Annotated in this window: 19 protein-coding genes; 12 read left to right on the forward strand and 7 right to left on the reverse strand. The window is 39.2% G+C overall.

Translation table 11 applies throughout. From position 1 onward, the window contains the following. Nucleotides 1-44 precede the first annotated feature (44 nt). From KTHG_RS17985 to KTHG_RS18010, 6 genes are all read left to right on the forward strand, one after another. The gene (locus tag KTHG_RS17985; protein ID WP_139995710.1) at nt 45-491 is read left to right on the forward strand and encodes a low molecular weight protein-tyrosine-phosphatase; all 447 of its coding nucleotides are present in this window, start codon (nt 45-47) and stop codon (nt 489-491) included. A gap of 139 nt (nt 492-630) precedes the next feature. Continuing rightward, complete coding sequence (locus KTHG_RS17990) at nt 631-2142, forward strand: methyl-accepting chemotaxis protein (RefSeq protein WP_139995712.1); 1512 nt, start codon at nt 631-633, stop codon at nt 2140-2142. 72 nt (nt 2143-2214) lie between these two features. Next, nucleotides 2215-3063, forward strand: coding sequence for a KPN_02809 family neutral zinc metallopeptidase (ypfJ, locus tag KTHG_RS17995; RefSeq protein WP_139995714.1), 849 nt, complete (start codon nt 2215-2217; stop codon nt 3061-3063). A gap of 253 nt (nt 3064-3316) precedes the next feature. After that, nucleotides 3317-4030, forward strand: a complete 714-nt coding sequence (locus tag KTHG_RS18000; protein WP_126991466.1) for a YebC/PmpR family DNA-binding transcriptional regulator — start codon at nt 3317-3319, stop codon at nt 4028-4030. A 210-nt stretch (nt 4031-4240) separates the two neighbouring features. Continuing rightward, a complete protein-coding gene (locus tag KTHG_RS18005) occupies nt 4241-5944 on the forward strand; it encodes a methyl-accepting chemotaxis protein (protein ID WP_139995716.1) in 1704 nt (567 codons plus the stop codon). Between the two features lie 52 nt (nt 5945-5996). Beyond that, nucleotides 5997-6554 carry a YdcF family protein gene (locus KTHG_RS18010; RefSeq protein WP_139995718.1) on the forward strand — a complete coding sequence of 186 codons (558 nt, stop codon included), beginning with the start codon at nt 5997-5999 and terminating at the stop codon, nt 6552-6554. 90 nt (nt 6555-6644) lie between these two features. Here KTHG_RS18010 and KTHG_RS18015 read toward each other — a convergent pair whose 3' ends face one another. Next, on the reverse strand, nt 6645-7730 hold the full coding sequence (locus KTHG_RS18015; RefSeq protein ID WP_139995720.1) for a YecA family protein: 1086 nt from the start codon (nt 7728-7730) through the stop codon (nt 6645-6647). Nucleotides 7731-7938: 208 nt separating this feature from the next. Between KTHG_RS18015 and KTHG_RS18020 the strand changes: the two genes are divergently transcribed. The 4 genes from KTHG_RS18020 (at nt 7939) to KTHG_RS18035 (ending at nt 12071) form a co-directional block, all read left to right on the forward strand. Continuing rightward, the gene (locus tag KTHG_RS18020) at nt 7939-9636 is read left to right on the forward strand and encodes a M3 family oligoendopeptidase (RefSeq protein ID WP_139995722.1); all 1698 of its coding nucleotides are present in this window, start codon (nt 7939-7941) and stop codon (nt 9634-9636) included. Between the two features lie 115 nt (nt 9637-9751). Next, entirely contained in the window at nt 9752-10834 is a 1083-nt protein-coding gene (locus KTHG_RS18025) for an AI-2E family transporter (protein ID WP_139995725.1), read from the forward strand. Between the two features lie 78 nt (nt 10835-10912). Continuing rightward, on the forward strand, nt 10913-11377 hold the full coding sequence (locus KTHG_RS18030) for a hypothetical protein (protein ID WP_139995727.1): 465 nt from the start codon (nt 10913-10915) through the stop codon (nt 11375-11377). Between the two features lie 85 nt (nt 11378-11462). Further along, on the forward strand, nt 11463-12071 hold the full coding sequence (locus tag KTHG_RS18035; RefSeq protein ID WP_126991459.1) for an alpha/beta hydrolase: 609 nt from the start codon (nt 11463-11465) through the stop codon (nt 12069-12071). 280 nt (nt 12072-12351) lie between these two features. On the opposite strand, the gene KTHG_RS18040 is transcribed toward KTHG_RS18035, so the two are convergent. Together KTHG_RS18040 and KTHG_RS18045 are read right to left on the reverse strand one after the other, a co-directional pair. Then, nucleotides 12352-13353 carry an inorganic phosphate transporter gene (locus KTHG_RS18040; RefSeq protein WP_126991458.1) on the reverse strand — a complete coding sequence of 334 codons (1002 nt, stop codon included), beginning with the start codon at nt 13351-13353 and terminating at the stop codon, nt 12352-12354. A gap of 11 nt (nt 13354-13364) precedes the next feature. Continuing rightward, nucleotides 13365-13985, reverse strand: coding sequence for a DUF47 domain-containing protein (locus KTHG_RS18045; protein WP_126991457.1), 621 nt, complete (start codon nt 13983-13985; stop codon nt 13365-13367). Nucleotides 13986-14457: 472 nt separating this feature from the next. On the opposite strand from KTHG_RS18045, the gene fumC reads away from it, so the two are divergent. Then, nucleotides 14458-15840 carry a class II fumarate hydratase gene (gene fumC, locus KTHG_RS18050; protein ID WP_126991456.1) on the forward strand — a complete coding sequence of 461 codons (1383 nt, stop codon included), beginning with the start codon at nt 14458-14460 and terminating at the stop codon, nt 15838-15840. Between the two features lie 221 nt (nt 15841-16061). After that, entirely contained in the window at nt 16062-17804 is a 1743-nt protein-coding gene (locus KTHG_RS18055; protein WP_255512502.1) for a methyl-accepting chemotaxis protein, read from the forward strand. A gap of 166 nt (nt 17805-17970) precedes the next feature. On the opposite strand, the gene KTHG_RS18060 is transcribed toward KTHG_RS18055, so the two are convergent. The 4 genes from KTHG_RS18060 to KTHG_RS18075 all read right to left on the reverse strand — a co-directional run bounded on the left by KTHG_RS18060 (nt 17971) and on the right by KTHG_RS18075 (nt 23260). Continuing rightward, entirely contained in the window at nt 17971-19725 is a 1755-nt protein-coding gene (locus KTHG_RS18060) for an FTR1 family iron permease (protein WP_139995729.1), read from the reverse strand. Then, nucleotides 19703-20974: an iron uptake transporter deferrochelatase/peroxidase subunit gene (gene efeB, locus KTHG_RS18065; protein WP_139995731.1), complete on the reverse strand. Its 1272-nt coding sequence runs from the start codon at nt 20972-20974 to the stop codon at nt 19703-19705. The genes KTHG_RS18060 and efeB overlap by 23 nt, the downstream gene beginning before the upstream one ends. A gap of 17 nt (nt 20975-20991) precedes the next feature. Further along, nucleotides 20992-21858 (reverse strand): iron uptake system protein EfeO, encoded by an 867-nt coding sequence (gene efeO / locus KTHG_RS18070; protein WP_139995733.1) that lies wholly within the window; start codon nt 21856-21858, stop codon nt 20992-20994. Between the two features lie 241 nt (nt 21859-22099). Then, nucleotides 22100-23260, reverse strand: coding sequence for a class I SAM-dependent methyltransferase (locus KTHG_RS18075; protein WP_139995735.1), 1161 nt, complete (start codon nt 23258-23260; stop codon nt 22100-22102). Between the last annotated feature and the right edge of the window lie 82 nt (nt 23261-23342).

Below are 23342 nucleotides of genomic sequence, written 5' to 3' on the forward strand. Positions count from 1 at the left end.
AGAGGGAGTGATTTCTTCTAGCTCTTTTTTAATGGAGGAAAAGAATGAAAAAGGTAGTATTCATTTGTTTAGGCAATATTTGTCGCTCACCGATGGCAGAGGCAATTTTTCGAGATTTAGTAAAGCAACAAAACCTAGAAGCAGCATTTACGATTGATTCAGCGGGAACAGCCGGCTGGCATGAGGGAGAGCGCCCACATAAGGGAACGCTTGCGAAACTTCGAGAACATGACATTTCAACAGAGGGCATGTATAGTCGCCCACTGACGAAAGAGGACGGCGAGCGATTTGATTATTTTATTTGTATGGATGAGAGTAATGTTGAAAATACGCGCCGTATTTTAGGTGGAGACAAAGAAGTCATTCGCTTGCTTGATTTAACCGCGCATACAGTAAAAGAAGTACCAGACCCATATTATACGGGGGATTTTGAGGAAACCTATCAGCTTTGCTTAGAAGGCTGTACGAAATTACTAGAGAAATTGTGCTAATAGATATGAGCAGGAGGCAATAAATGCTTCCTGTTTTTTCTATATTTTGAGTAGTTTAAAAGATATAGATTTTTGCGAATAGTAGGTCTATGGGAATAAAAGAGGAAACGAAAAAATAATAAAAGAGGTGTAACACAAAATGAATAAGCATAAGCTGATGATTATTTTAACATCGTTGACCGTAATGCTTATGATCACCGTCATGATTTTACATCAGCAATTTCATTTCCTAGCAGACTATCAACTGATGCATCATGAAGGGAAACATCACTGGTCGATTGAGTTAATACGTTGGAGCTTTTTTAGCATAGCAATGTTGTTACTTGCTATGAGTACGATATTGTATAAACGTAATCCAAATCATGACATGCTACCGACTGTACTGACGCTTTCAAATACCTTTGCATCGATGGCGATTATTGCGATGGGTAATGGCATGGTGGAGTATCATTTTTCCATTTTTATGGTGCTTGCGATGATTGCTTTTTTAGGGTCTGTTCGTATGATTGTGCTGAGTACGATTCTTTTTGCGGTACATCATTTTGCAGGTTATTTTTTATTTCCGGAACTGATTTGTGGTACACATGACTATCATTTCAGATTACTTATGATTCATGCTGTATTTTTAATTTCTACGAGCGCGGCGAATATCGTGCTAATTGTACAGCGTAATCAGGCGATTAAAGAAGAGGAGCATACGAGACAGCAGCTATTAACAGAGGAACGACAGTCGATTTTGACGGTTTTTGAACGAACAGTGACACATTTACAGCAAACAGCAGAGGAACTCGTATCAAGCTCTGTAAAATCACATGAATCCATTGAGCATACGCGTGAGTCGATTACGAATTTATCGACAACAATGGATTTACAAGTACATGATTTAGAATCGTCTGAGCAGAAGATGATGGCATTAAGTGCCGATTTAGCAACTGTCACACAGCTTGCAGTAGAGGGGCAGCAAAAGGCACAGTATGTTTCGGAGAATGCGATGAATGGTCAACAGCTTATTGGCAATACACAACAGCAATTTAAAAAATCAACAGCATCTGTGCATGAGCTCGCATTGACAATTGAAACGTATCAGCAGCAGGTACAGCAAATTGACCAACTGGCACAAAAAATTAATGGCATTGCACGACAGACGAAACTGCTGGCATTAAATGCTTCGATTGAAGCGTCACGGGCTGGTGCGCACGCAGTAGTGGCAAGTGAGGTATCGGCGCTTGCGGAGGCGTCAGATAAGATAGCATTGTCCATTCAACAGCAAAGCACAACCAGTATTACGCATGCAAAGCAAATGCTCGGCGATATGCAAACGGTCGTGTCGCAGTTAAACGATAGTGACGCGTATATGAATGATTCTGAAATGACCTTTAAACAAATTACACAGGACACACTAAGTACGACGGAGCTATTAACACAATCTGCTAGCTATTCATTAAAAGTAGACGAAACTTCGAAGGCGACGCTTGAGAATTTGTATCGTATCACGTCACTATTAAAAGAAAATCAGCAGACGACCGCAGTAATTATGAATCAGGCGGAGCAGCAAGTCAGTAACGTCAAAAATACAGCAGAACTCGTGCATGTTTTGCATCAAATCTCATCGGATATGGTACAAACAGCTGAAAAACTGAGAAAAGCGTAAAACAGTGGTGTTAACCGCTGTTTTTTTGTGGGAAAATAAGGGTATATCAACGACAAAGTGAGGTGTTTCGATATGGAATGGAAAGGCAGAAGAAAAAGTAGCAATGTCGAAGACCAACGTGGTAGAAGTGGTGGCGGACTAGCACTTGGCGGTGGTCTTGGTGGTCTCGGAATTATCGTTGTCATTATCTATACATTACTTGGTGGCAATCCAACGGACATTATGAATAACTCTTCTACGAATCAAACAAATCAAGCAACACAAAATTATGAGCCAACTGCTGAAGAGGAAGAGCTTGCAGATTTTGTGAGCGTTGTGCTCGCTGATACAGAGGATGTATGGAAGGATGTTTTCAAAGAAAATAACTTAACATACAAAAATCCAACGCTCGTATTATTTACGAACAGTGTCTCGACCGCTTGTGGTAGTGCAACTTCCGCAGTCGGGCCATTTTATTGTCCGGGTGATCAGAAGCTCTACATTGATTTGAGTTTTTATCAGGAATTAAAAAATCAGTTTAAGGCACCTGGTGATTTTGCGATGGCGTACGTCGTAGCACATGAGGTTGGACATCATGTGCAGTATTTATTAGGTACATCAACAAAAGTAAGTAAAGAACAGCGCCAAGTATCAAAAGAGCAGGCGAACGCCTTGTCTGTAAAGCTTGAGCTACAGGCGGATTATTATGCGGGCGTATTCGCGCATCATAATAAGCAATATTTAGATAAGAGTGATTTCTCAGAGGCGATTAAAGCAGCAAGTGCAATCGGTGATGATACACTTCAAAAACAATCACAGGGCTATGCCGTACCAGAAACATTTACGCATGGTACTTCTGCACAACGTATGAAATGGCTAGAACGAGGCTATGAATACGGCGATTTAAAACATGGCAATACATTTAGCGCCTCAGATTTATAAGGATACCTACAAGCAGAAATCATAGCTTATGCTGGTTTCTGCTTGTTATTTTTTGTGAAAGGTCGCATCCTTTTTTGTAGATTACGTCTCCTTTTCTGTTGAAAAGGGATGGACCTTGTATAACTTTTCCTTTTTCCGAGTATTCGAATAGTGTATAATAAAGTCCATTAATGGCTCGTCCTTCTGTGGGCGCTATTTTTCTGCCCACAACGTCATTTAAATGTATCCTAATTTTGAAAGAGAGTGAAATTACATGGGACGTAAGTGGAATAACATTAAAGAAAAAAAGGCAGCAAAAGATAAAGATGCTAGCCGTATTAACGCTAAATTTGGTCGTGAAATTTATGTAGCGGCAAAATCAGGCGAACCTGATCCAGAATCAAATGGCGCTCTAAAAATCGTTTTAGAACGTGCAAAAACATATAGCGTACCAAAACACATCATCGACCGCGCAATCGACAAAGCGAAAGGTAATGTGGATGAAGTATTCGACGAATTACGCTACGAAGGTTTCGGTCCAAACGGTTCAATGGTAATCGTAGATGCCCTAACAAACAACGTAAACCGTACTGCTTCTGACGTACGTGCTGCTTTCGGTAAAAACGGCGGTAACATGGGCGTAAAAGGTTCAGTAGATTATATGTTCACAAAAACAGCTGTTTTCGGTGTGGAAGGTAAATCGGCAGACGAGTTATTAGAAACATTCATCATGGCTGACATCGATATTCGTGACGTATTTGAAGAAGGCGATGTAACAATTATCTATGCTGAGCCAACAGACTTCGCAAAAGTAGATAATGCATTAAAAGCGGAAGGCATCGAAGAATTCACAGTAGCTGAAATTTCAATGCTTCCACAAACAGAAGTACAACTTGATGACGAATCAAAAGCACAATTTGAAAAAATGATTGATGCTTTAGACGAGCTTGAAGATGTACAACAAATTTTCCATAACGTAGAGCTTTAATTTTTCGTTTTACGGCTGAAGCAGGTAGCGTATGTAAATGCGCTACCTGCTTTTTTGCGTTAAAAATGAACGTTTCCATTATATGTGTACAGTTTGTGTAAAATGTTTCGTTTGATTGTAAGTATCTGTATTAAATAGTAAAATAGGTTTATATAGAAGGAAGAAAAAACGGAATATGCATTACTATATTCCTTGTTTTAGGGGGAGAATATGAAAAAGTATTTTAATTTTCGTAAGCTAAAAACAAAGATTTTAATGGGATTTGCGGCCGTACTCGTGTTGAATTTAATGTTGAGTATTTATAGCATTACTTCCATTAATAAAATCAATTCGGGTCTAAAAGATTTAGGGAATCAAAAGCTACCACTGCTTGTGAATGATGAGAAAATGTCGTTTAATATTGCGGAGCGCATCGCGTTAGTGCGCGGGTATTTATTAACTGGTGAGCAAGATTATAAGGATAAATTTGAAACGTATTCGACAGAAGCAGAGGAAATTGCGGCTAATCTTGAGCGCATGTCGACTTCTGCAGAAACAAAGGCATTGCTTGAAAAAAATACACAGTGGTCTGATATTATTACGAATGAAGTGTTCGCAGCCTATGACAATGGTGAAAAAGAACAAGCCTCTGAACTTTTACAAGGCGAGGCACAAACGTATGCGCGCGATATGATGGAAGGCTTTAACCATATTGCGACAGACCGTGAAACGCAGGTGTTAGAAGACAGTAAGACAGCGATAACTGTTGGGGAAAACATCATTAAAATGTCGATTACTGTGTCGGTAATTATTTTAATTGTTGGGGTGGGTATCGCGCTCTTTACGGCAACAGCGATTACAAAACCGCTTAATCGTGTTATTCGTCAATTACGCGCCGTTGCAGATGGTGACTTGACGGGCGATAAAATCGACACGAATTTACGCGATGAAACAGCGCAGCTTGTCGATATTAGCAATCAGCTACTAGAAAAGAACAATGTAATGTTACAACAGATTAAGGAAAATGCGGAAGTACTTTCTGCGCATAGTGAAGAGCTACATCAATCGGCGAATGAAACGATGGAAGGCTCAAATCAAATTGCGATTACGATGAATGAATTAGCACAAAGCGCCGAGTCACAAGCAGGGAACTCTGGTGATATGTCATCGAAAATGGAGAAATTTACGCGTCACCTAAATGATGTCAATGATAGCGGTACGCAAATTCAGCATCACGCAACGACCGCATTAGACAATACAAAAGATGGTCAAGCGTTGATGAATGATTCAGTGCAACAAATGGTTGAAATCGACCATATCGTCAAAGATTCCGTGACGAAAGTGCATCATTTATACGACCAATCAAAAGAAATTACACAGCTTGTTGAAGTCATCCAAGAAATTTCGGATCAAACGAATTTACTGGCGCTAAACGCGGCAATCGAAGCGGCGCGTGCAGGCGAGCATGGTAAGGGCTTTGCGGTTGTCGCTGATGAGGTGCGTAAATTAGCGGAACAAGTATCTAGCTCGGTGTCAGATATTACGGGCATCGTGAGCGGTATTCAACAAGAAACAAGCGATGTAGTAGATGCCTTGCAAACAGGTTATGCGGCTGTCGAAAAAGGGACGGCACAAATTCAACATACAGGTGATAATTTTACGACGATTCACGATGCGATTGTCGAAGTGGCAAATAATGTGAGCGAAGTATCTCAAAACTTAACAGCAGTGCTAAGCGAGAGCGTTGGCATGACGCATATTGTGGAGGATAATGCCGCGCTAACAGAAGAATCGGCCGCTGGTATTCAACAAACGACCGCTTCTGTTGAGCAGTCGAGTATGTCGATGTATGAAGTAACTAAAAGCGCCGATGAACTTGCGGCGACAGCAGAAAACTTGATGGAATTAGTAAGTCGTTATAAATTAAAGGAATAGACCGTAAAAGAGAGGAATCAACCCCTCTCTTTTTTTAAATGAGGTGATGGTAATGAAAAAGATTTTTGGCGCTTTATCAATGGTAGCCGCTATATATAGTTTAACGAGCGTTGCGCTAAGACGAGGGCACTATCCAAAAGCGAATGGAGTTTATCCATATGTGCTTGTATTAGGCGCAAAGGTACAACGTGATGGGACACCAACGAATGCGCTACGTTACCGTCTAGATGTCGCGGCAGCGTATGCGACGCGTTATCCGCATGTGCACGTCATCGTCTCTGGTGGTCAAGGCTTTGATGAAAATCATACCGAGGCCTCGGTTATGAAGCGTTATTTGACGAAGCAGGGAATTGATGCGGCGCGCATTACCGAAGAGGACCGCTCGACATCGACGTATGAAAATATTGTTTTTACACATAAGCTCCTACCAGAAATGACGCAGGTGACCATCATTTCAAATGACTATCACTTAGAACGGGCGAAGGTACTCGCGAAGTGGCAGGGCTTAAAGGTGGATACGCTTGGTGCGAAAACGCCAGGGGGCATTCGTCGTAAAGTACGTGAACGAGAGAAACTAGCGATTTTACGCGCTTGGCTTTTTGGTCGCTAAGTTATCCACAGGTGTATAAAAATGAATTTTTCTATATGTGACAATAAAAAAAGGAACCGCGCCAATGCGCGATTCCTTTTTTTGTGCAAATTATTTCGCTAAGTATTCAGCGATTTCTTTGCGGTATTTAGATAATGATGATGAAGAAACATCAAAATGCTCTGCAACATCTTTAACTTTAGATAGGCCGCCTTCTGGAACAACACCAGCTGTTTGACCAGCAAGGATTGCACCAGCAGCTACAGCGCCAGCTTTTTTCGCTTTAATGTCTGTTTCAGCTAAGTAAGCATCTACAGATTTCACGAAATCAGTTGCATCTAAGCTGTATTCAGTTAAATAAGCTTTTACAAGAGCAGCGATTTCTTGTTCGAAAGTTTGCTCTTCAGTTGCTTCTTCAACTTCTACGATTTCTTCAGCTTCTACTGGTTCACCAGCATCTGCATCGCCATCTTCTTCAACGATTGCTTCCTCAGTAGCCGTTACTTCTTTTGCTTCAACAGGAGCATCAGTTGTATCGTTTTCTAAGATTTCAACGAATGCTTTGTAAAGTTCTAATGCGTCCGTTACACCGTTTTCGATTTTAGCTTTCATGATATCTGTTACCATGCTAAGTGCTTCTGGAATGAATAATGTGCTTTGCGCAACAGAAATTCCGTTTTCACCGACACGTGAATCATTAAAGATTACACCAAATACCCATTTTGCAGTTTTTGCATTTTCTGAAATTGGCATTACATAAGTTTCACCAGTGGCAACGTCTTGTAAGTTTAATACGTTTTCGTCGCTACCTGTTACTTCTGCTAATGCGAATTTAGCTTCTGCCGCTTCTGCGAATACAGCTTTTACTTGTTCGCGAACTGAATCATCCGCTTGAATTTGTTCAACATATTGTTTCCAATCTGCAGGTTCATCAACGTACATTGCTGTATCAGCTACAGCGTACTCAAGATATCCCTCTGGAAGATGTGGAGCATGTTGAAGTTCTTGACTCCATGCTTGATAACGTGGTTGTAATTTATAGTTGAAATTTTGATAGTAGTGTTGAGCAAAAACGCCTTTAAGACGAGTAATTTCACTTTCTACTACTGCAGTAATATCGCCATTTACATTTTTACCATGACACTTTTTATACTTTTTGCCACTACCACATGGACAAGGATCATTACGTCCTACCAATGTAAGCACCTCACTTTAAAATTTAGGCATAGAATTAGATTATCACAATGTGGGAAAAAAAATAAGTATTTTACGCTAATTTACATCTTTGTGGGATATATTTCTAGGTATAACGAGATATTCCGAATAATTGTTGCAAATTTTCAATTAATAAATGACAATAATAATAGTAATTATTTCGTGATGCGAAATAGAGGAGGATGAAAAAATGGTAACCTTTAACGATTATCAATATGCACGCCCGGACATGGACGATATTAAACAAGACTACACTGAATTACTGGAAAAATTCAATGCAGCTGATACTGTGGAAGCACAAAGTGAGGTTATTGACCAAATCAATACCATTCAAAATCGTTTCTCGACTGCAGCGAACTTATGCTATATTCGCGCATCGATTGATACACTTGATGAATTTTATAAAGCAGAGCGCGAGTATATCGACGAAATCAGCCCGCAATACGAAGAGTTTGTAACGGAATACTACAAAGCGCTAACTACTTCAAAATTCCGTACAGAGCTTGAAGCAAAATGGGGCCAGCAGTTATTTGACTTAGCTGACTACCAAATCAAAGGCTTTTCAAAAGATATTATTGACCTAATGCAAAAAGAAAATAAATTATCTTCTGAGTATCAGCAACTTGTCGCATCGGCACAAATCGATTTTAACGGTGAAACGTACACGTTAGCGCAACTTGGTCCATTTGCTGAATCAAGTGACCGCGATGTACGTAAAGCCGCTCAAGAGGCCCGATTTGGCTTCTACAGCGCACATGAAGACGAGTTTGACCGCATTTATGACGATTTAGTAAAAGTCCGTCATGAAATGGCGACAAAAATGGGCTACAAAAACTATGTAGAGCTTGGCTATGTGTTAATGAATCGCGTGGACTACAATGCGGAAATGGTGAAAAACTACCGTGACCAAATTCGTGACGTTGTCGTACCATACGCAACGGAATTACGTGAGCGCCAAGCGAAACGTATCGGCGTTGATAAATTAAAATCATATGATGAACCAATTGCTTTTAAAACAGGGAATGCCATTCCAAAAGGTGACCCACAATGGATTGTTGATAATGGTAAAAAAATGTATGATGAACTTTCTCGCGAAACAAGCGAATTTTTCAACTTTATGATTGACCATAACTTAATGGATTTAGTAGCGAAAAAAGGCAAAGAGGGCGGCGGTTATTGTACGTTTATTGAAGACTACAACTCACCGTATATTTTCTCAAACTTCAACGGTACATCTGGGGACATCGATGTATTAACACACGAAGCAGGCCATGCCTTCCAAGTGTACTCTAGTCGTAACATCGGCATTCCGGAATATTTATGGCCAACCTATGAGTCATGTGAAATCCATTCAATGAGTATGGAATTTTTCACATGGCCTTGGATGGAGTTATTCTTCAAAGAAGATGTTGAGAAATATAAATTCTCACATTTAAGTGAAGCACTATTATTCTTACCATATGGTGTTGCTGTCGATGAATTCCAGCATGTTGTGTATGAAAATCCAGAAATGACACCAGCTGAGCGTAAAGCAGCGTGGAAAAAAATCGAAGAGATTTATTTACCACATCGTGACTACGATGGCTATGACTATTTAGAGCGTGGCGGTTTCTGGCAACGTCAGCAACATATTTATAATAGTCCGTTTTATTATATTGACTACACATTGGCTCAGGTGTGTGCGTTCCAATTCTGGAAACGTGACCGTGAAAACCATGCAGATGCGTGGAAAGATTATCTTCATTTATGTCGCCAAGGTGGATCAAAATCATTCACAAAACTTGTTGCAGAAGCAAATCTTGTATCACCATTTGAAGATGGCTGTTTAGAAGATGTGATGATAGCAATTCGTGCGTATTTAGATGGTGTAGACGATACAGCGCTTTAAATGATAAAAAACAGGGATTCATTTGAGTCCCTGTTTTTTTGTATACAGTAATTACGCGTGGTTTTTGGAAATCTTTTGGTATACTTAAAAAAATGACAGAAAAGGAAGTGGACACATGCTAAATAAGCGCTGGTTTCAGCTAGGCATCGGCGTGCTTATTGCGATTTTAATCGTTAAATTTTTCTTGGAAATCGACCATTTATTTAAGCCGATTGGTATTATTTTAGGCGCGATTTTCGTACCGCTTTTAGCGGGTGGGATTTTATTCTACATTACCGAGCCGCTACAACGTTTACTTGAAAAGAAATTTAAATTCCCACGATGGGGCAGTATTTTAGCGATTATTTTCGTGTTAGCTGCAGTTGTTTTTGCGGCTGTCTCGTGGGTAGCACCGTACTTAACGAAGCAGATCACATTGCTAATTCAAAACATTCCGTGGTTATTTAATGAGATTGAGGACAAGGTAAATTACGTCTTGAAAAATCGTGAAAATTTCCCAGACCAAGTGACGAAAGCTATTAATGACTTCTTAGCTTCTCTACAAGATGTTGCTGTATTTACGAGTAAGTTTGTCGTTGATTTCATTAGTGCTTTAATTAACGGCGCATTACTCTTAATTTTAATTCCGTTCTTCTATATTTTTATGTTGAAGGACCACGAAAAATTCCGTCCAAAAGTATATGGCATCTTCTCAGGGGAAACACGTGAATGGATGAAGGAAACATTAGAAGATGTGAATGATGTATTGCGTGGTTATGTGCAAGGTCAAATGCTCGTTAGCGCGATTTTAGCAACATTGATGTTTATCGGCTACAGCATTATTGGCTTAGATTACGCGTTATTATTATGTATACTGGCATTCTTTTTAAATATGGTACCGTTTATCGGACCATGGCTAGCCTTTTTACCAGCGTTCTTCATTGGACTTGTAAATGATCCGATGCAAGCACTTTGGGTATGTGTGATTACATTAGTCGTAAACCAAATTGATAGTAACTTTGTGACGCCAAATGTCATGAGTAAATCACTTGATGTGCATCCACTGACAGTTATTACGGTTATTTTAGCAGCGGGTAATATTGCCGGTTTCGTTGGTATTTTACTCGGTGTGCCAATCTATGCGGTCATTAAGGTGATTGTGATTAGCATTTATAATCGTCGTAAAAAAATTAGAAGCTACGCGAAAGAAGATATATGATGAAAAAGAGCTGTCCACTAGGAGGACGGCTTTTTTTCTTGTATACTAAATTTAAGTCCAAACTAGGGAGCGAAAAAAATGTTATCATTTGAAGAAAAAAAGGCCATTATCGACTCATTCGATGAGCTTGTCGCAAAACCGATTTCAATGAATCGATTAAATTACCATTATCCAGGAAGCCAATATGAAAAGAAAATCGTTGTTGAAAAATTACATCCAAACGGCAATGGCTTCGTATACGTTGGCGATTTATTAGCGTATAAAGCAGACGACCGCGGTCTTGTGAATATTCGTGATTTCTCTGAACAAGAGCTACGCGATGCTATTGAAGATTCAATCACGTATTTAACAGAAGTAGATGATGTTGTAGAGGAGGTAACGATTGAGGAAACATTCCGCAATCGCTCAGGCGATCAATTATTACTATCATTCGACGGCGCATTCTGGAATGTATCACATGGCTTTAACTTAGAAGAAAGCTTTGGTACACGTGAGGATGCAGAAGAATATTTAGCTGCAGAAGGCTTTAAAAAAGAGAAGTAAGCAGGAGCAGAAGAGTTAACTTTTGACTCTTCTGTTTTTTTATTTTATAATTATCTCGAATTCAAGATAAATGGAGGCGGATATATTGGAACATGTTTTTGTAAAAGGAACAAATGACGCAGCACCGACATTTTTATTACTACATGGCACAGGCGGGAATGAACAAGATTTATTAGGACTTGGACGTGAATACGATAGCGAGGCATCACTGCTTGGTGTGCGCGGAAGTGAAGTGGAAAACGGTATGCCACGATTCTTCCGTCGTCTAGGCATGGGTGTGTTTGATCTAGATAACTTATCGGAGCGTACGAAGGAGCTTGCGGCATTCATTGATGAAGCGGCGGCGCAGTATGGCTTTGACCGCGATAATGTCATTGTGGTTGGCTATTCAAATGGTGCGAATATCGCGGCGAACTTATTCTTTGAAGTGGGGAATATTGTGAAGGGTGCGATCTTACACCATCCGATGATTCCACGTGAGGATGTAGAGATTCCGGATTTAACAGGCTTAAACGTATGGATTGGTGCTGGTGAAAATGACCAGATGACACCTGTAGAACATTCAACAGGCCTACAAAAATATCTTGAGCAGCACGGCGCCACAGTCGATGTCTTTTGGCATCAGCACGGTCATCAATTAACGATGGATGAAGTGAATGATGCGAAGGCTTGGTATAATAAAAATTTTAAATAACACAAATCGACACTTTCAACGGTACATCTTTGAAAGTGTTTTTTTAATGGGCAAAGTTAAACGCTAGCTGTACACCTAAGAAAGAGGATGAACCAAGAATTTGACGGCGACTCCTAGAGGAATAGCATGAGCGGAAGACCCCGCAGTGAGCCTGCGAGCGAGGAGGCTTCCGCCATGCCTCAGGAAAGCGTCCGTCAAATTCAACTGAAAGAAAGTCTACGTTTTATGTGTTAGCACCATAAAAAAAGAAGCTGGCAAGCACCAGCTTCGTTGCGGTTCATTATAAGAATAAATTAAGCAATAAGAAAATCCCGCCACCCATTAGACCTGCAAGTGGTAACGTAATGACCCATGTAATAACGATATTACGTGCGACACCCCATTTTACTCCTTTTGCATTTTGAGCTGCACCAACACCCATGATTGCTGAAGAAATAACATGAGTTGTTGAAACAGGTAAGTGAAGTTGCGTTGCCCCAAAGATGATTAAAGCAGAAGACATATCTGCTGCTACACCATTAACAGGACGAATTTTCATAATTTTACTACCGACTGTTTTAATGATTTTATAACCACCAACAGATGTACCAAGACCCATTGCAAGCGCACATGAAATACGCACCCATAATGGAATTTCAGAACCTTGACCAAGTAGGCCACCAGCCATCAATGCCATTGTGATAATACCCATTGATTTTTGCGCATCATTTGTACCATGTGTAAACGATTGAACAGCTGCAGTAAAGATTTGTACTTTACGGAAACCATTATTTGTTTTGTAGAGACTAAAGCCAGAGAAAATGACTTTGAATAATGTCATCATTAAGAAACCAATAACAATCGCGATAAATGGAGATAAGATTAACGCTTTAATAATTTTTGTAAAGCCTTCCCAGTTAATGGCACTGAAGCCGGCTGCCATTGCAGCAGCACCAGCTAGAGAACCGATTAATGCGTGAGAAGAGCTTGAAGGAATACCAAAATACCATGTAGCTAAGTTCCAAATAATCGCTGAAATTAACGCCGCCAAAATAATAACTACACCATTTTCAAGTGCAAATGGATCGACGATATCTTTCGCTAAAGCTTGGGCAACACCTGTGAAGGTAATGGCACCGATGAAGTTCATCGTAGCGGCCATTAACACAGCAACACGAGGTGGTAATGCACGAGTGGATACGGCTGTAGCAATCGCGTTTGCCGTATCGTGAAATCCGTTAATAAAGTCGAATGCTAAAGCAAAGAAAACGACTAAAACGGTCAGAATAATTATACTCTCCATTTTGATAGCTCCTACGCGTTTCGCATAATAATAGTATCCATTGAATTCGCAACGTTTTGACAGTAATCCGCTACTTCTTCAAGTTGCTCATAAATGTCTTTGAACTGGATGATACGAATTGGATCTTGTTCATGTAAGAATAATTGTTTAATTGACGTACGTAATACTTCATCACATTTACGTTCATAATCTTTAATTAGAATGGCATGTTCGCGCATATTCACAAGTTTTTTATTTGTTAAGTGCGTCATCGCTTTCATGATTTCATCTGAACTTAAGACGATATATTTTAAGAAATCGCGCATATAGTCATCCACTTCTGTTAATGAGAACATTTCAAAGTGAGCGATACAGCCCTCGATACCATCTAAAATATCATCCATGCGGACAGCTAATTCTAAGATGTCTTCACGTTCGATTGGTGTCATAAATGATTTGTTTAACATTTGAATCAGATTGTGAATTAATGTGTCACCATCTGTTTCATATTTTTTTAATGTAACGCTAAGCTCTTTTAAGTCAGCAATGCTTGTAATTTTAAATTCTTCTGCATAGTGAGCCGCTTTGTTGCAGTTAACTGCAATATCGTAAAGGGCATTGAAGAACGGGTCGGGTTTTTTTGAGCTAAACATGTAAGTCCTCCTAAATAATAAACCGCGTATTCATTTTAAACGCACTTCCTATAATAACAAATTAGCCGAAAAAACCATATTCAATTTACATAAAATTACGCAAAATTTACAATCGTGTAACAATCGATTTCGACAATTATCGAGTAAAAACGACTAATTAATAAGTGAATAACACAGTATTTTGTAGAAAATATAGGATTGAGCGGGCATTTCATTTACAAAAAATTAACTTGACAGAGCCTTTTAAACACCCGGAAATTTCTTTTTTCATAAAGACGTAAATATAATCATAAAATGTGACAAATTACAGAAATTTTTATTAAAAAACGCAAAAAAGTGAATAGTTGACTGTTTCGAGCAACTTTTAGAAGGAAATAATCCACTTTTAAAGACATTTTCATTGAGAAACGCTATCATTATAGTGGAAAGAATGAATTTTAAATTTTATAAAAACGAAATGGAGATGAATGTCTTGGAATACCGTATCGAACATGACTCTATGGGAGAAATTAAAGTACCTGCAGACAAAAAATGGGGTGCTCAAACTCAACGTAGTACACAAAACTTCCGTATTGGGTCTGATCATATGCCAATCGATTTCATTCATGGTTATGCAATCTTAAAGAAATCAGTAGCAAAAGTTTGTGTTGAATTAGGTACACTATCATCAGTAAAAGCAGAAGCTATTGCGCACGCTGCAGACGAAATCGTAGAAGGAAAATGGGACGATCAATTCCCACTAGTAATTTACCAAACAGGTTCTGGTACTCAAACAAACATGAACGTGAATGAAGTAATCGCTCATATTGGTAATGAATACCTTGAAGCAAAAGGTTCTGAAGAACGTCTTCACCCAAATGATGATGTAAACAAATCTCAATCTTCAAATGACTCATTCCCAACAGCTATGCACATCGCAACTTCAATCGCTGTAGAACGCAATCTTGTTCCTGCATTAGAACAAATTAAAGCGACACTTAAAGCGAAATCAGAAGAATTCATGAACCTAATCAAAATCGGTCGTACGCATTTACAAGATGCAACACCACTTACTTTAGGTCAAGAAATCAGCGGTTGGTTATACATGATCGAAGCTTCTGAAAAAATGATTAAAGAAGCAGCATTAAACATGCGTGAACTTGCAATCGGTGGTACTGCAGTAGGTACAGGTCTTAACACACCAGACGGTTTTGACGAGAAAGTTGTCGCTGAAATCTCTAAAGAAACAGGCTTAGACTTCGTTCCATCACCAAATAAATTCCATGCATTAACATCACATGACCAAATTACAACAACACATGGTGCGCTAAAAGCATTAGCAGCTGACTTAATGAAAATCGCCAATGATGTACGTTGGTTAGCTTCTGGTCCTCGTTCTGGTTTCGGTGAAATTTCAATTCCAGAAAACGAACCAGGTTCATCAATCATGCCAGGTAAAGTAAACCCTACACAATGTGAAGCAGTAACTATGGTTGCTGTTCAAGTTATGGGTAACGATACAACAATCGGCTTTGCTGCATCACAAGGTAACTTTGAATTAAACGTATTCAAACCAGTTATCCTTCACAACTTCATGCAATCAGTTGAATTATTAGCTGATGTTGTACGTAGCTTCGACGAACACTGTCTAGCTGGTATCACTGCAAATGAAGATAAATTAGAACACTTCTTAAACAACTCTTTAATGTTAGTTACAGCACTTAACCCATACATCGGTTATGAAAACGCTGCGAAAATCGCAAAACTAGCACATAAAGAAGGCTTAACATTAAAAGAAGGCGCACTAAAATCTGGTTTATTAACAGAAGAACAATTCGACGAATGGGTTGTTCCTTCAAAAATGATCAAATTCTAGTAAGCTCTACGAAAAGAGGCTTGGTATAAACCAGCCTCTTTTTTGTGCGTTTTTTTAGAAAAAATATTACATTTTATGTAAATCATTATGTAGGACCTATGTAAAAAGTCTTTTTAATAAAAAATAACTGAGTATTTAGACATATTTTTTGTGCTCTGCTATACTAAAGTAGATTCATGTAACATTTTTCATTTACTTTAGATACATAGGGGAGAATACAAATGAAACAAGGAAAACTGAGCACGAAGATTATGACAATGCTTACACTTGTATTTGGCTTTTTACTAATCTTCTTTGTGCTAACAATCGATTACACAGCGAAAAAAGTAGCTGAAAAATCAGCTGCGCAAAATGCTGTATCAATTGCACAAGATTTAGCTGAAAAAGTAGATGCTTCAAGTTATGAAACACTCACAAAAAATCCTACTGAAAATGATACGTATTGGACATTACGTGAAGAACTAAATGAATTACGCGAACAAAAAAATGTGCTATATGCGTACACATTTGCAGTACCACAAAAGGATGAAGTTCAATTTTTAGTAGACGGCCAACCTCGTGATGCTAAGGCAGAAGATGTGGGGAAAATCCAAACAACCTCCGCCTCAACAACGGTAAATGATTTAAAAAAGGTCGATAAAAAAGGAAGTTATACATCAAGTATTTTAGAAAGCTCGTTTGGACAGTATGTATCAGGTACTGTTCCAATTAAAAATGATGCCGGCAAAACAATTGCTTATTTAGGTGTCGATATTGATGCAGACCAAGTAACAGCTGTACAAAAAAATACATTTTGGAGTGTGCTACCAGGTGTCGCAATTTTCTTCATTATTTTAATAATTCTAGCAGGTCTATGCATGTACTTGTATGTTAATCGCCAATTGAAGCCACTACAAGTGCTAAATCAGGCGGCAAGCAAAATGGCTGAGGGAGATTTAACAGCAGGCGAGACGATTGTGAAAGACATGGAGATGAAGGGTAAAACAGAAATTGCGACATTCGCTACGCATTTCGGTACGTCTTTAACATCGCTTAAACAAACGTTTGAAACATTCCAAAAGCGTGCAGACGAGTTACAGCAAATAACGGAGAAGCTTACAGGCTCTTCACAAAAATTTGAGCAATCGAATAACCAAATTACAACGAATGTAGCACAAGTGGCGCAGCAAAGTACTCAACAGGCAGAGAGCAACGGAGAAGTCATCATTGCAATGGATGAAATGACAGTTGGCATTCAGCGTATGGCCGATATGACATCTGATGTTGCGAGTGCCTCAAATGATATGACGAACCTCGTAAGCGAAGGGGTAAAGCAGACGGAGCAGGTCGTGACGCAAATGCAACACGTTGAATCGACGGTGATGCAGACTGCGACGAATGTAGAAGAGATGACGACGAAATTTGCGAGCGTGCAGGATATGGTGAAAATCATTACGAAAATTGCCGATCAGACAAATTTATTAGCGCTGAATGCGGCCATTGAGGCGGCACGCGCTGGTGAAGCAGGGAAAGGCTTTGCAGTGGTGGCAAATGAAGTTCGTAAGCTCGCAGAATCGTCAGGAAAAGCCGCACATGATATTTTAAATGAATTAAAAGGCTTCGAGACAGTGTCTGAGCGTACACATGCACAAATTGCGGATAGTAAAGCGCAAATGCTTGCAGGCAATGAAGCTGTTGCTTCGATTGGTGGCCAACTACGCGCGATTAATACGACCGTTGTGGAGGTCAATGCAAGCATTCAAGAAGAGTCAGCTGTTATTGAAGAGATGTCAGCCGCTTCAGAGGAAGTACTCGCTTCGATGAATGAAATGAATGAGCGATTACGTGCTACAGCAGACTTTACGAATGAAACGAGTGATGCGGCATTAACGCAGCAGCAAGTGGTGGACCGCTTACAGCAAGTCATTCGAGATGTTGAAACAACAACAACCGGTGTCTTACAGCAATTAAAGCAATTTAAATAAAAAAAGAAGAGGCTTTGACATACGTGTAGAAATCCCCTCTCATAGGAGCATAAGAAAAACCGGAATCGCGCTGTGGCGCGGTTCCGGTTTTTCGTTGCGAACGCTAAAAAAAGGAAAATGACGTGTTTTGTCCCAGCCTCTTCTTTTCTTTAGGAATCTATTAAATTTATGCGTTTTTTTCGTTTCGGCGCTTCCAAATAATCGTTGCGATGATTAAGACAACTAAAATACCTTGTCCAATCATTGTTTCGACAGTTGGGTAGAAGCCAATGCTCGCGATTACCGGTAGATTATCGACTACATTCGTTGGGATATCGCCCATTAATTGCAGTTTATGTGTTGAGACACCGATAATTTTAAACGCTAATAAGTAAATTAAAATGGTCGCGACAGCGAAGAAACGATGAATAGGAATACGTGCGCTCACTTTGACAATTAAGAAGGCGACGATTGCTAAAATAACAATCGCAATGACAATCCCTAATGCAAATTGGCTTGTTTCCATTTTCGGTGCAATTCCTGCGTAGAAAATCAGTGTTTCCGCACCCTCGCGGAAGACAGAAAGGAAACTGATTAAGGCCATTGCCCACACAGAACCGCGAGACATCGCATGATTCATTTGCTTCGCAATATAGGCATTCCACGCTTTAATATTCGACTTACTATGAAGCCAGACACCGACACCAATCATCATTGCCGCAGCAATGAGACCGACATACCCTTCGATAAGCTCACGGCTTGAATTCATTGAATCTGAGTTGAAGAATACCGACATGAAAATCGCCATCACCGCACTCACACCAATACCGCCAGCAGCACCATAGTAAATGTATTTGGTCATATGTGTTTGCTCTGATTTTTTAAGGAAAGCTACTAAGGCCATGATAATTAAAATAGCTTCTAAACCTTCACGAAGAAGGATTAACGCAGAATCCCAGAACGTATAACCATCATCATCTTGTAATAATTGAATTTCTTTTTTGAAATCTGTTAATTGCTTTTTTAGCTTGTCTTTATCGCTCGCATCTTTTAGTAAGTTACTAGCGATAATCGGCATGTCACTCTCAATTGATGTATAAAGAGAACCATTACGTGTACTAATGTCACTTTCGACATTTGGCCATGTTGTAATGAATTTTTTTACACTCGCAGATGCCTTTTCGTACTCCGCATCATCAATTGAGCCCGTTGCATCATCAATTAAATCAACGAGCGTTTGAAGTGTGTAGCCTTTTTTGACAGCGCCAACTTTCTTATTGTCTCCAAAATCAGTAATGCTTTGTTTTAATGTTTTAAATGTATCTTTTAATGATTCAACATTTGGCTCGTCATTAGCAAGCTCCATACGTATGAAGGACATTTGTGTTTCGATTTGACCGTAGGCACCCATGTCAAATTCACGTACAGGCTTTTCTTTTAAATTCCAAAAGCTATTGAACGTTTTATATTGTTCATTGATTTTATCAAGGTCACCACTGTTAATCGCTTTTTCTAAGTTAGTTAAAGCCGGTGTGATTGTCGTCATGAACTGTTTACGTTCTTTCTTTTCATCAACTGGATTTTCTGCTTTTTCTAAAGTAGTAAGTGCTTTTGATAATTCAGTAAGTGCTGCTAGACGCGCATCTTTATCTTTTTCAGAAAAAGCTTTGTCATATGCTGCATCAACCGCTTTTTTCTCTGCTGCATGGTCATCTGCTACTTCTTTTTGTTGCCATGCTTGATCAAATTCCTTCAATGCTTTTTCAGCATCATTTCCTTCACCATTACGAATATCCATAATAGCGTCACTAATTGAAATGTACAGGCCGCTGTAAGATGATGAATCCGCCGCCAGTGCTTGTGGCATTGGGCGAAGAATCGTCAACATTACTAGCAGCGCGATAATCATAAACTGACTGCTACGCGTTAAAAAGTGCTTCACCTATATAACTCCCTTTTTTAATGCCAGGGAAGCAAGCGAAAACACCGCTGCCTCGATGGGTAATGTATTCATTCATTTTATCTAAGCGACCAAGCGCATTTTGAATATCCGTAAATTGTTGCGGATTTTTCTGGAATGAGATAAATAGTAAACCGGCATCATACGCACCTGTATGGTCTATCACCCCAGATGAGTATGAAAAGGCACGGCGCATAATACGAGCCTTTACTTGACGTGCTAAGAAGACATGAGACGTTTCAGGCAATACATAATTGCCATTTTCGTCTTTACGGTCCTCGTCCACAGCATCAAATTCATTTTCTTTCCCGTAAGGCGCACCGTTATAACGGTAGCGGCCAAATGTATCCTCCTGCGCTTGTAATGATGTACGATCCCAAGTTTCTAAATGCATTTGAATGCGACGTACAACTAAGTACGAGCCATTTGTCATCCAAGGTTTTGACTCTCCCTTTTGGACCCAAACAACGTCATTCATTGCTTTTTCACTACGTGGATTTTCCGTACCATCTTTAAAGGCAAATAAATTACGTGGTGTTTCACGTTTTCCTTCTTTGTTGACAGGAATTGAATTGAAGCCCGCTTGTGTCCACTTAATCGATACTTTGCCACTCGCTGCACGTACTAAATTACGTACGGCATGGAAAGCGATTTGTGGGTCATCCGCACAGGCTTGGATACAAAGATCGCCACCTGTATAAGCTTCTTCAAGCTGATCTTTAGGGAAGTGAGGTAAGTCATTTAATTCTTTTGGTTTGAGATGACTCAAGCCAAGACTTTTATTTTTAAATAGGGACGGCCCGACACCAAAGGTAATCGATAAATTTTTTGCATCGACACCGATTGCTTCCCCTGTATCAACAGGCGGTACGTAACTATTTTTTGTTTCTCCGATTGGCTTGCCATTCATAAGGCTTACTGCCATAGGGGTCCACATTTTAAAGAGCTCTTGTAGCTCCGCTTTGGATTTAACTAAAACAGATAAAGAGGCAAAATAGACATGTGTTTGTATTTCTGTCGCAATACCTGATTGATGCTTCCCATAAAAATTTACTTTATTTTCTACAGAAGTGTCATCTTCTAAAAAATCTGGCACTCCGAACGCTTTTAATACGCCACCTAATCCAGATGCTCCAATGGCTACACCAGCAGCGCCAGCGCCAGTCATTTTTAGCATTCGTCGACGAGAGAGCTTCTTATCCATAAAGGTCTCTTTATTTGATTCAGTCATGTTTCATCACTCCAAAATTACTCTAAGATTGTACCCATTTGGCTTAATGGTTCACCTAATTGGTTAATTGCATCAGCTAAAGCTTTTGTATCTTTGTCTGTTAACTTAGTATAAGACACATAGCCACCATCTTTTGTTTCATAGTTTGCTAATAAATCATTCACGTTTTTGAATTTATCTGTTAAGTTTTCAGCTAAAGCTGCATCTTTTTCTTTGATTTTTGGTTCTAGGATTTCGAAGATTTTTTCAGCACCTTCAATGTTTGCTTTGAAGTCATAAAGGTCTGTATGAGAGAAGATGTCTTCTTCACCTGAAATTTTAGAAGTTGATACTTCGTTTAATAAGTCAACAGCACCATTGATCATCATGTCAGGTGTTACTTCAACTGTTTCTACGCGCGCACGTAATTCTTTTGTGTCAGCTAGTAATTTATCAGCTACTTCTTCGTACCCTTTTGTTTTACCATCTTCCCATAGTGCGTACTCTAATTTGTGGTAACCAGTCCAGTCATCTTTCGTTTGACCTTCCGCTTCTAAGTCAGCTAAACGAGCATCGATTGCTGGGTCAAGATCGCCAAAGCTTTCAGCGATTGGTTCAGAACGTTCAAAGAACATACGAGCTGTAGGGTAAAGTTCTTTTGCTTTATCCATATCGCCATCTTTAAATGCTGTCACAAATTCTTCTGTTGCTTTTGTGAATTGGTCCAGTTGGTCTAAAGCAAATTCTTTGTATGCTTTTGTTTCTGCATCAAGTGAAACTTCTTTTGTATCTGTTGCTGTTTGTTCTGTTTTTGTATCAGATTTTTTTGTATCGTCTGAGTTACCGCATCCACCCATAACGACACCGCCTGCTACTAAAATTGCTAATAATGATTTTGCTTTCATTGTATAAAATCCTTCTTTCCCTAAGTGAGTTTTTCTATATACTGCTAAGACAATGATAATCATTATCAATGATAAGTCAATAGAATTTTAAACAAAAGTGCTATTTTACTACAACCCAATGTAATATTGCCAATAAATTGTATCGCATTTTTAAGCAGAAATGCTTTAATTTATCGTAAAATAATCGCCTACATACAAAAAAGAGAAAGTGCCCGTTTTTACGAGCACTTTCCCTTGTGTATTAGAATAAATGATGTAATTCCTTTTCTAAAAATGGTGTAGCAGATAAGAAATTTGTAAACGCATGATAGCGCGCTAATTGCTCGTCAGATGGCTTTTTGCCGGTATAGTACGCCCGAATCAAGATGTTCTTTGGGGTATGCGACATATCGATAAATTCCATCAGCTGTGCATCATAGCCAACTAAGCTTAAAATCTCTGCACGAATCGAGTCCGTTGCAAGGGCGGAGAAGCGTTCTTTAATTAAGCCATGCTGTAGCATAATATCAAGCGGTGAGCTGTTGATTTGGTTATTCAGCTCATGCTGACAGCAAGGAACGCTTAAAATAACTTTTGCACCCCATTTTACGGCACGTGATAATGCCATATCCGTCGCTACGTCACAAGCATGAAGTGTGACGACCATATCAACGCTTGATTCATCATTGTAATCATTAATATCACCAACTAAAAATTCTAGTGAATCATACTGTAAGTCCGCGGCGATTTGCGCACATTCCTCGATAACCTCTTTTTTCAAATCAAGACCCGTCACGCGAATATCTAATCCTTGCTCAACTTTTAAGTAGTGATATAGCGCAAATGTTAAATACGATTTACCAGAGCCAAAATCTAAAATACGAATTGTGCGGTCTTTTGGTAAGTATTCTAGTGAATCATGAATAAATTCGATGAAGCGATTAATTTGTTTAAATTTATCATATTTTTGCTTTTTCACTTTTCCTTCAGGCGATTGTACACCTAAACGAATTAAAAATGGATACGGTGTTTCTGGGTCCAATAAATAATTCTTTTTGCGATTATGTGAAAGATTGGCTTTTTTCGCCGTCGCATTGGCTGTAGTTTTAATAAGTACTTTATTCTTTTTAGAAAGCTGTACTTGCACACTTTCTGTTTCGAAGTCTCCTTGGAATTGACGGAAATCCTCAAATAATTCATCAATTTTTGCTTCTATTAAATGGAGCTCGATATTGTCGTGTTTTAAAATACGTTCGTACTGATATTCTAGCTGAATATGGTAAGTACCCTTTAATTCGATAGGTTTTAATTTCACACGCTTTACTTCATTTGATTTCATACGTGGCTGGCTAATTGTCGCACTGACAAGCTTTTTATTTAAAAGACGCTCGATTAGCGCCTGCTTCATTTCTTGGAATTCCATGTAAAAATCCTCCCGTAAATTATCCGATACGCATTAGTGTAGCATAAAAAAAGAGGCTTCGTTGATTCCGAAGCCTCCGCCT

The sequence above is a fragment of the Kurthia sp. Dielmo genome, assembly GCF_000307285.2.
Lineage (GTDB): Bacteria > Bacillota > Bacilli > Bacillales_A > Planococcaceae > Kurthia > Kurthia populi.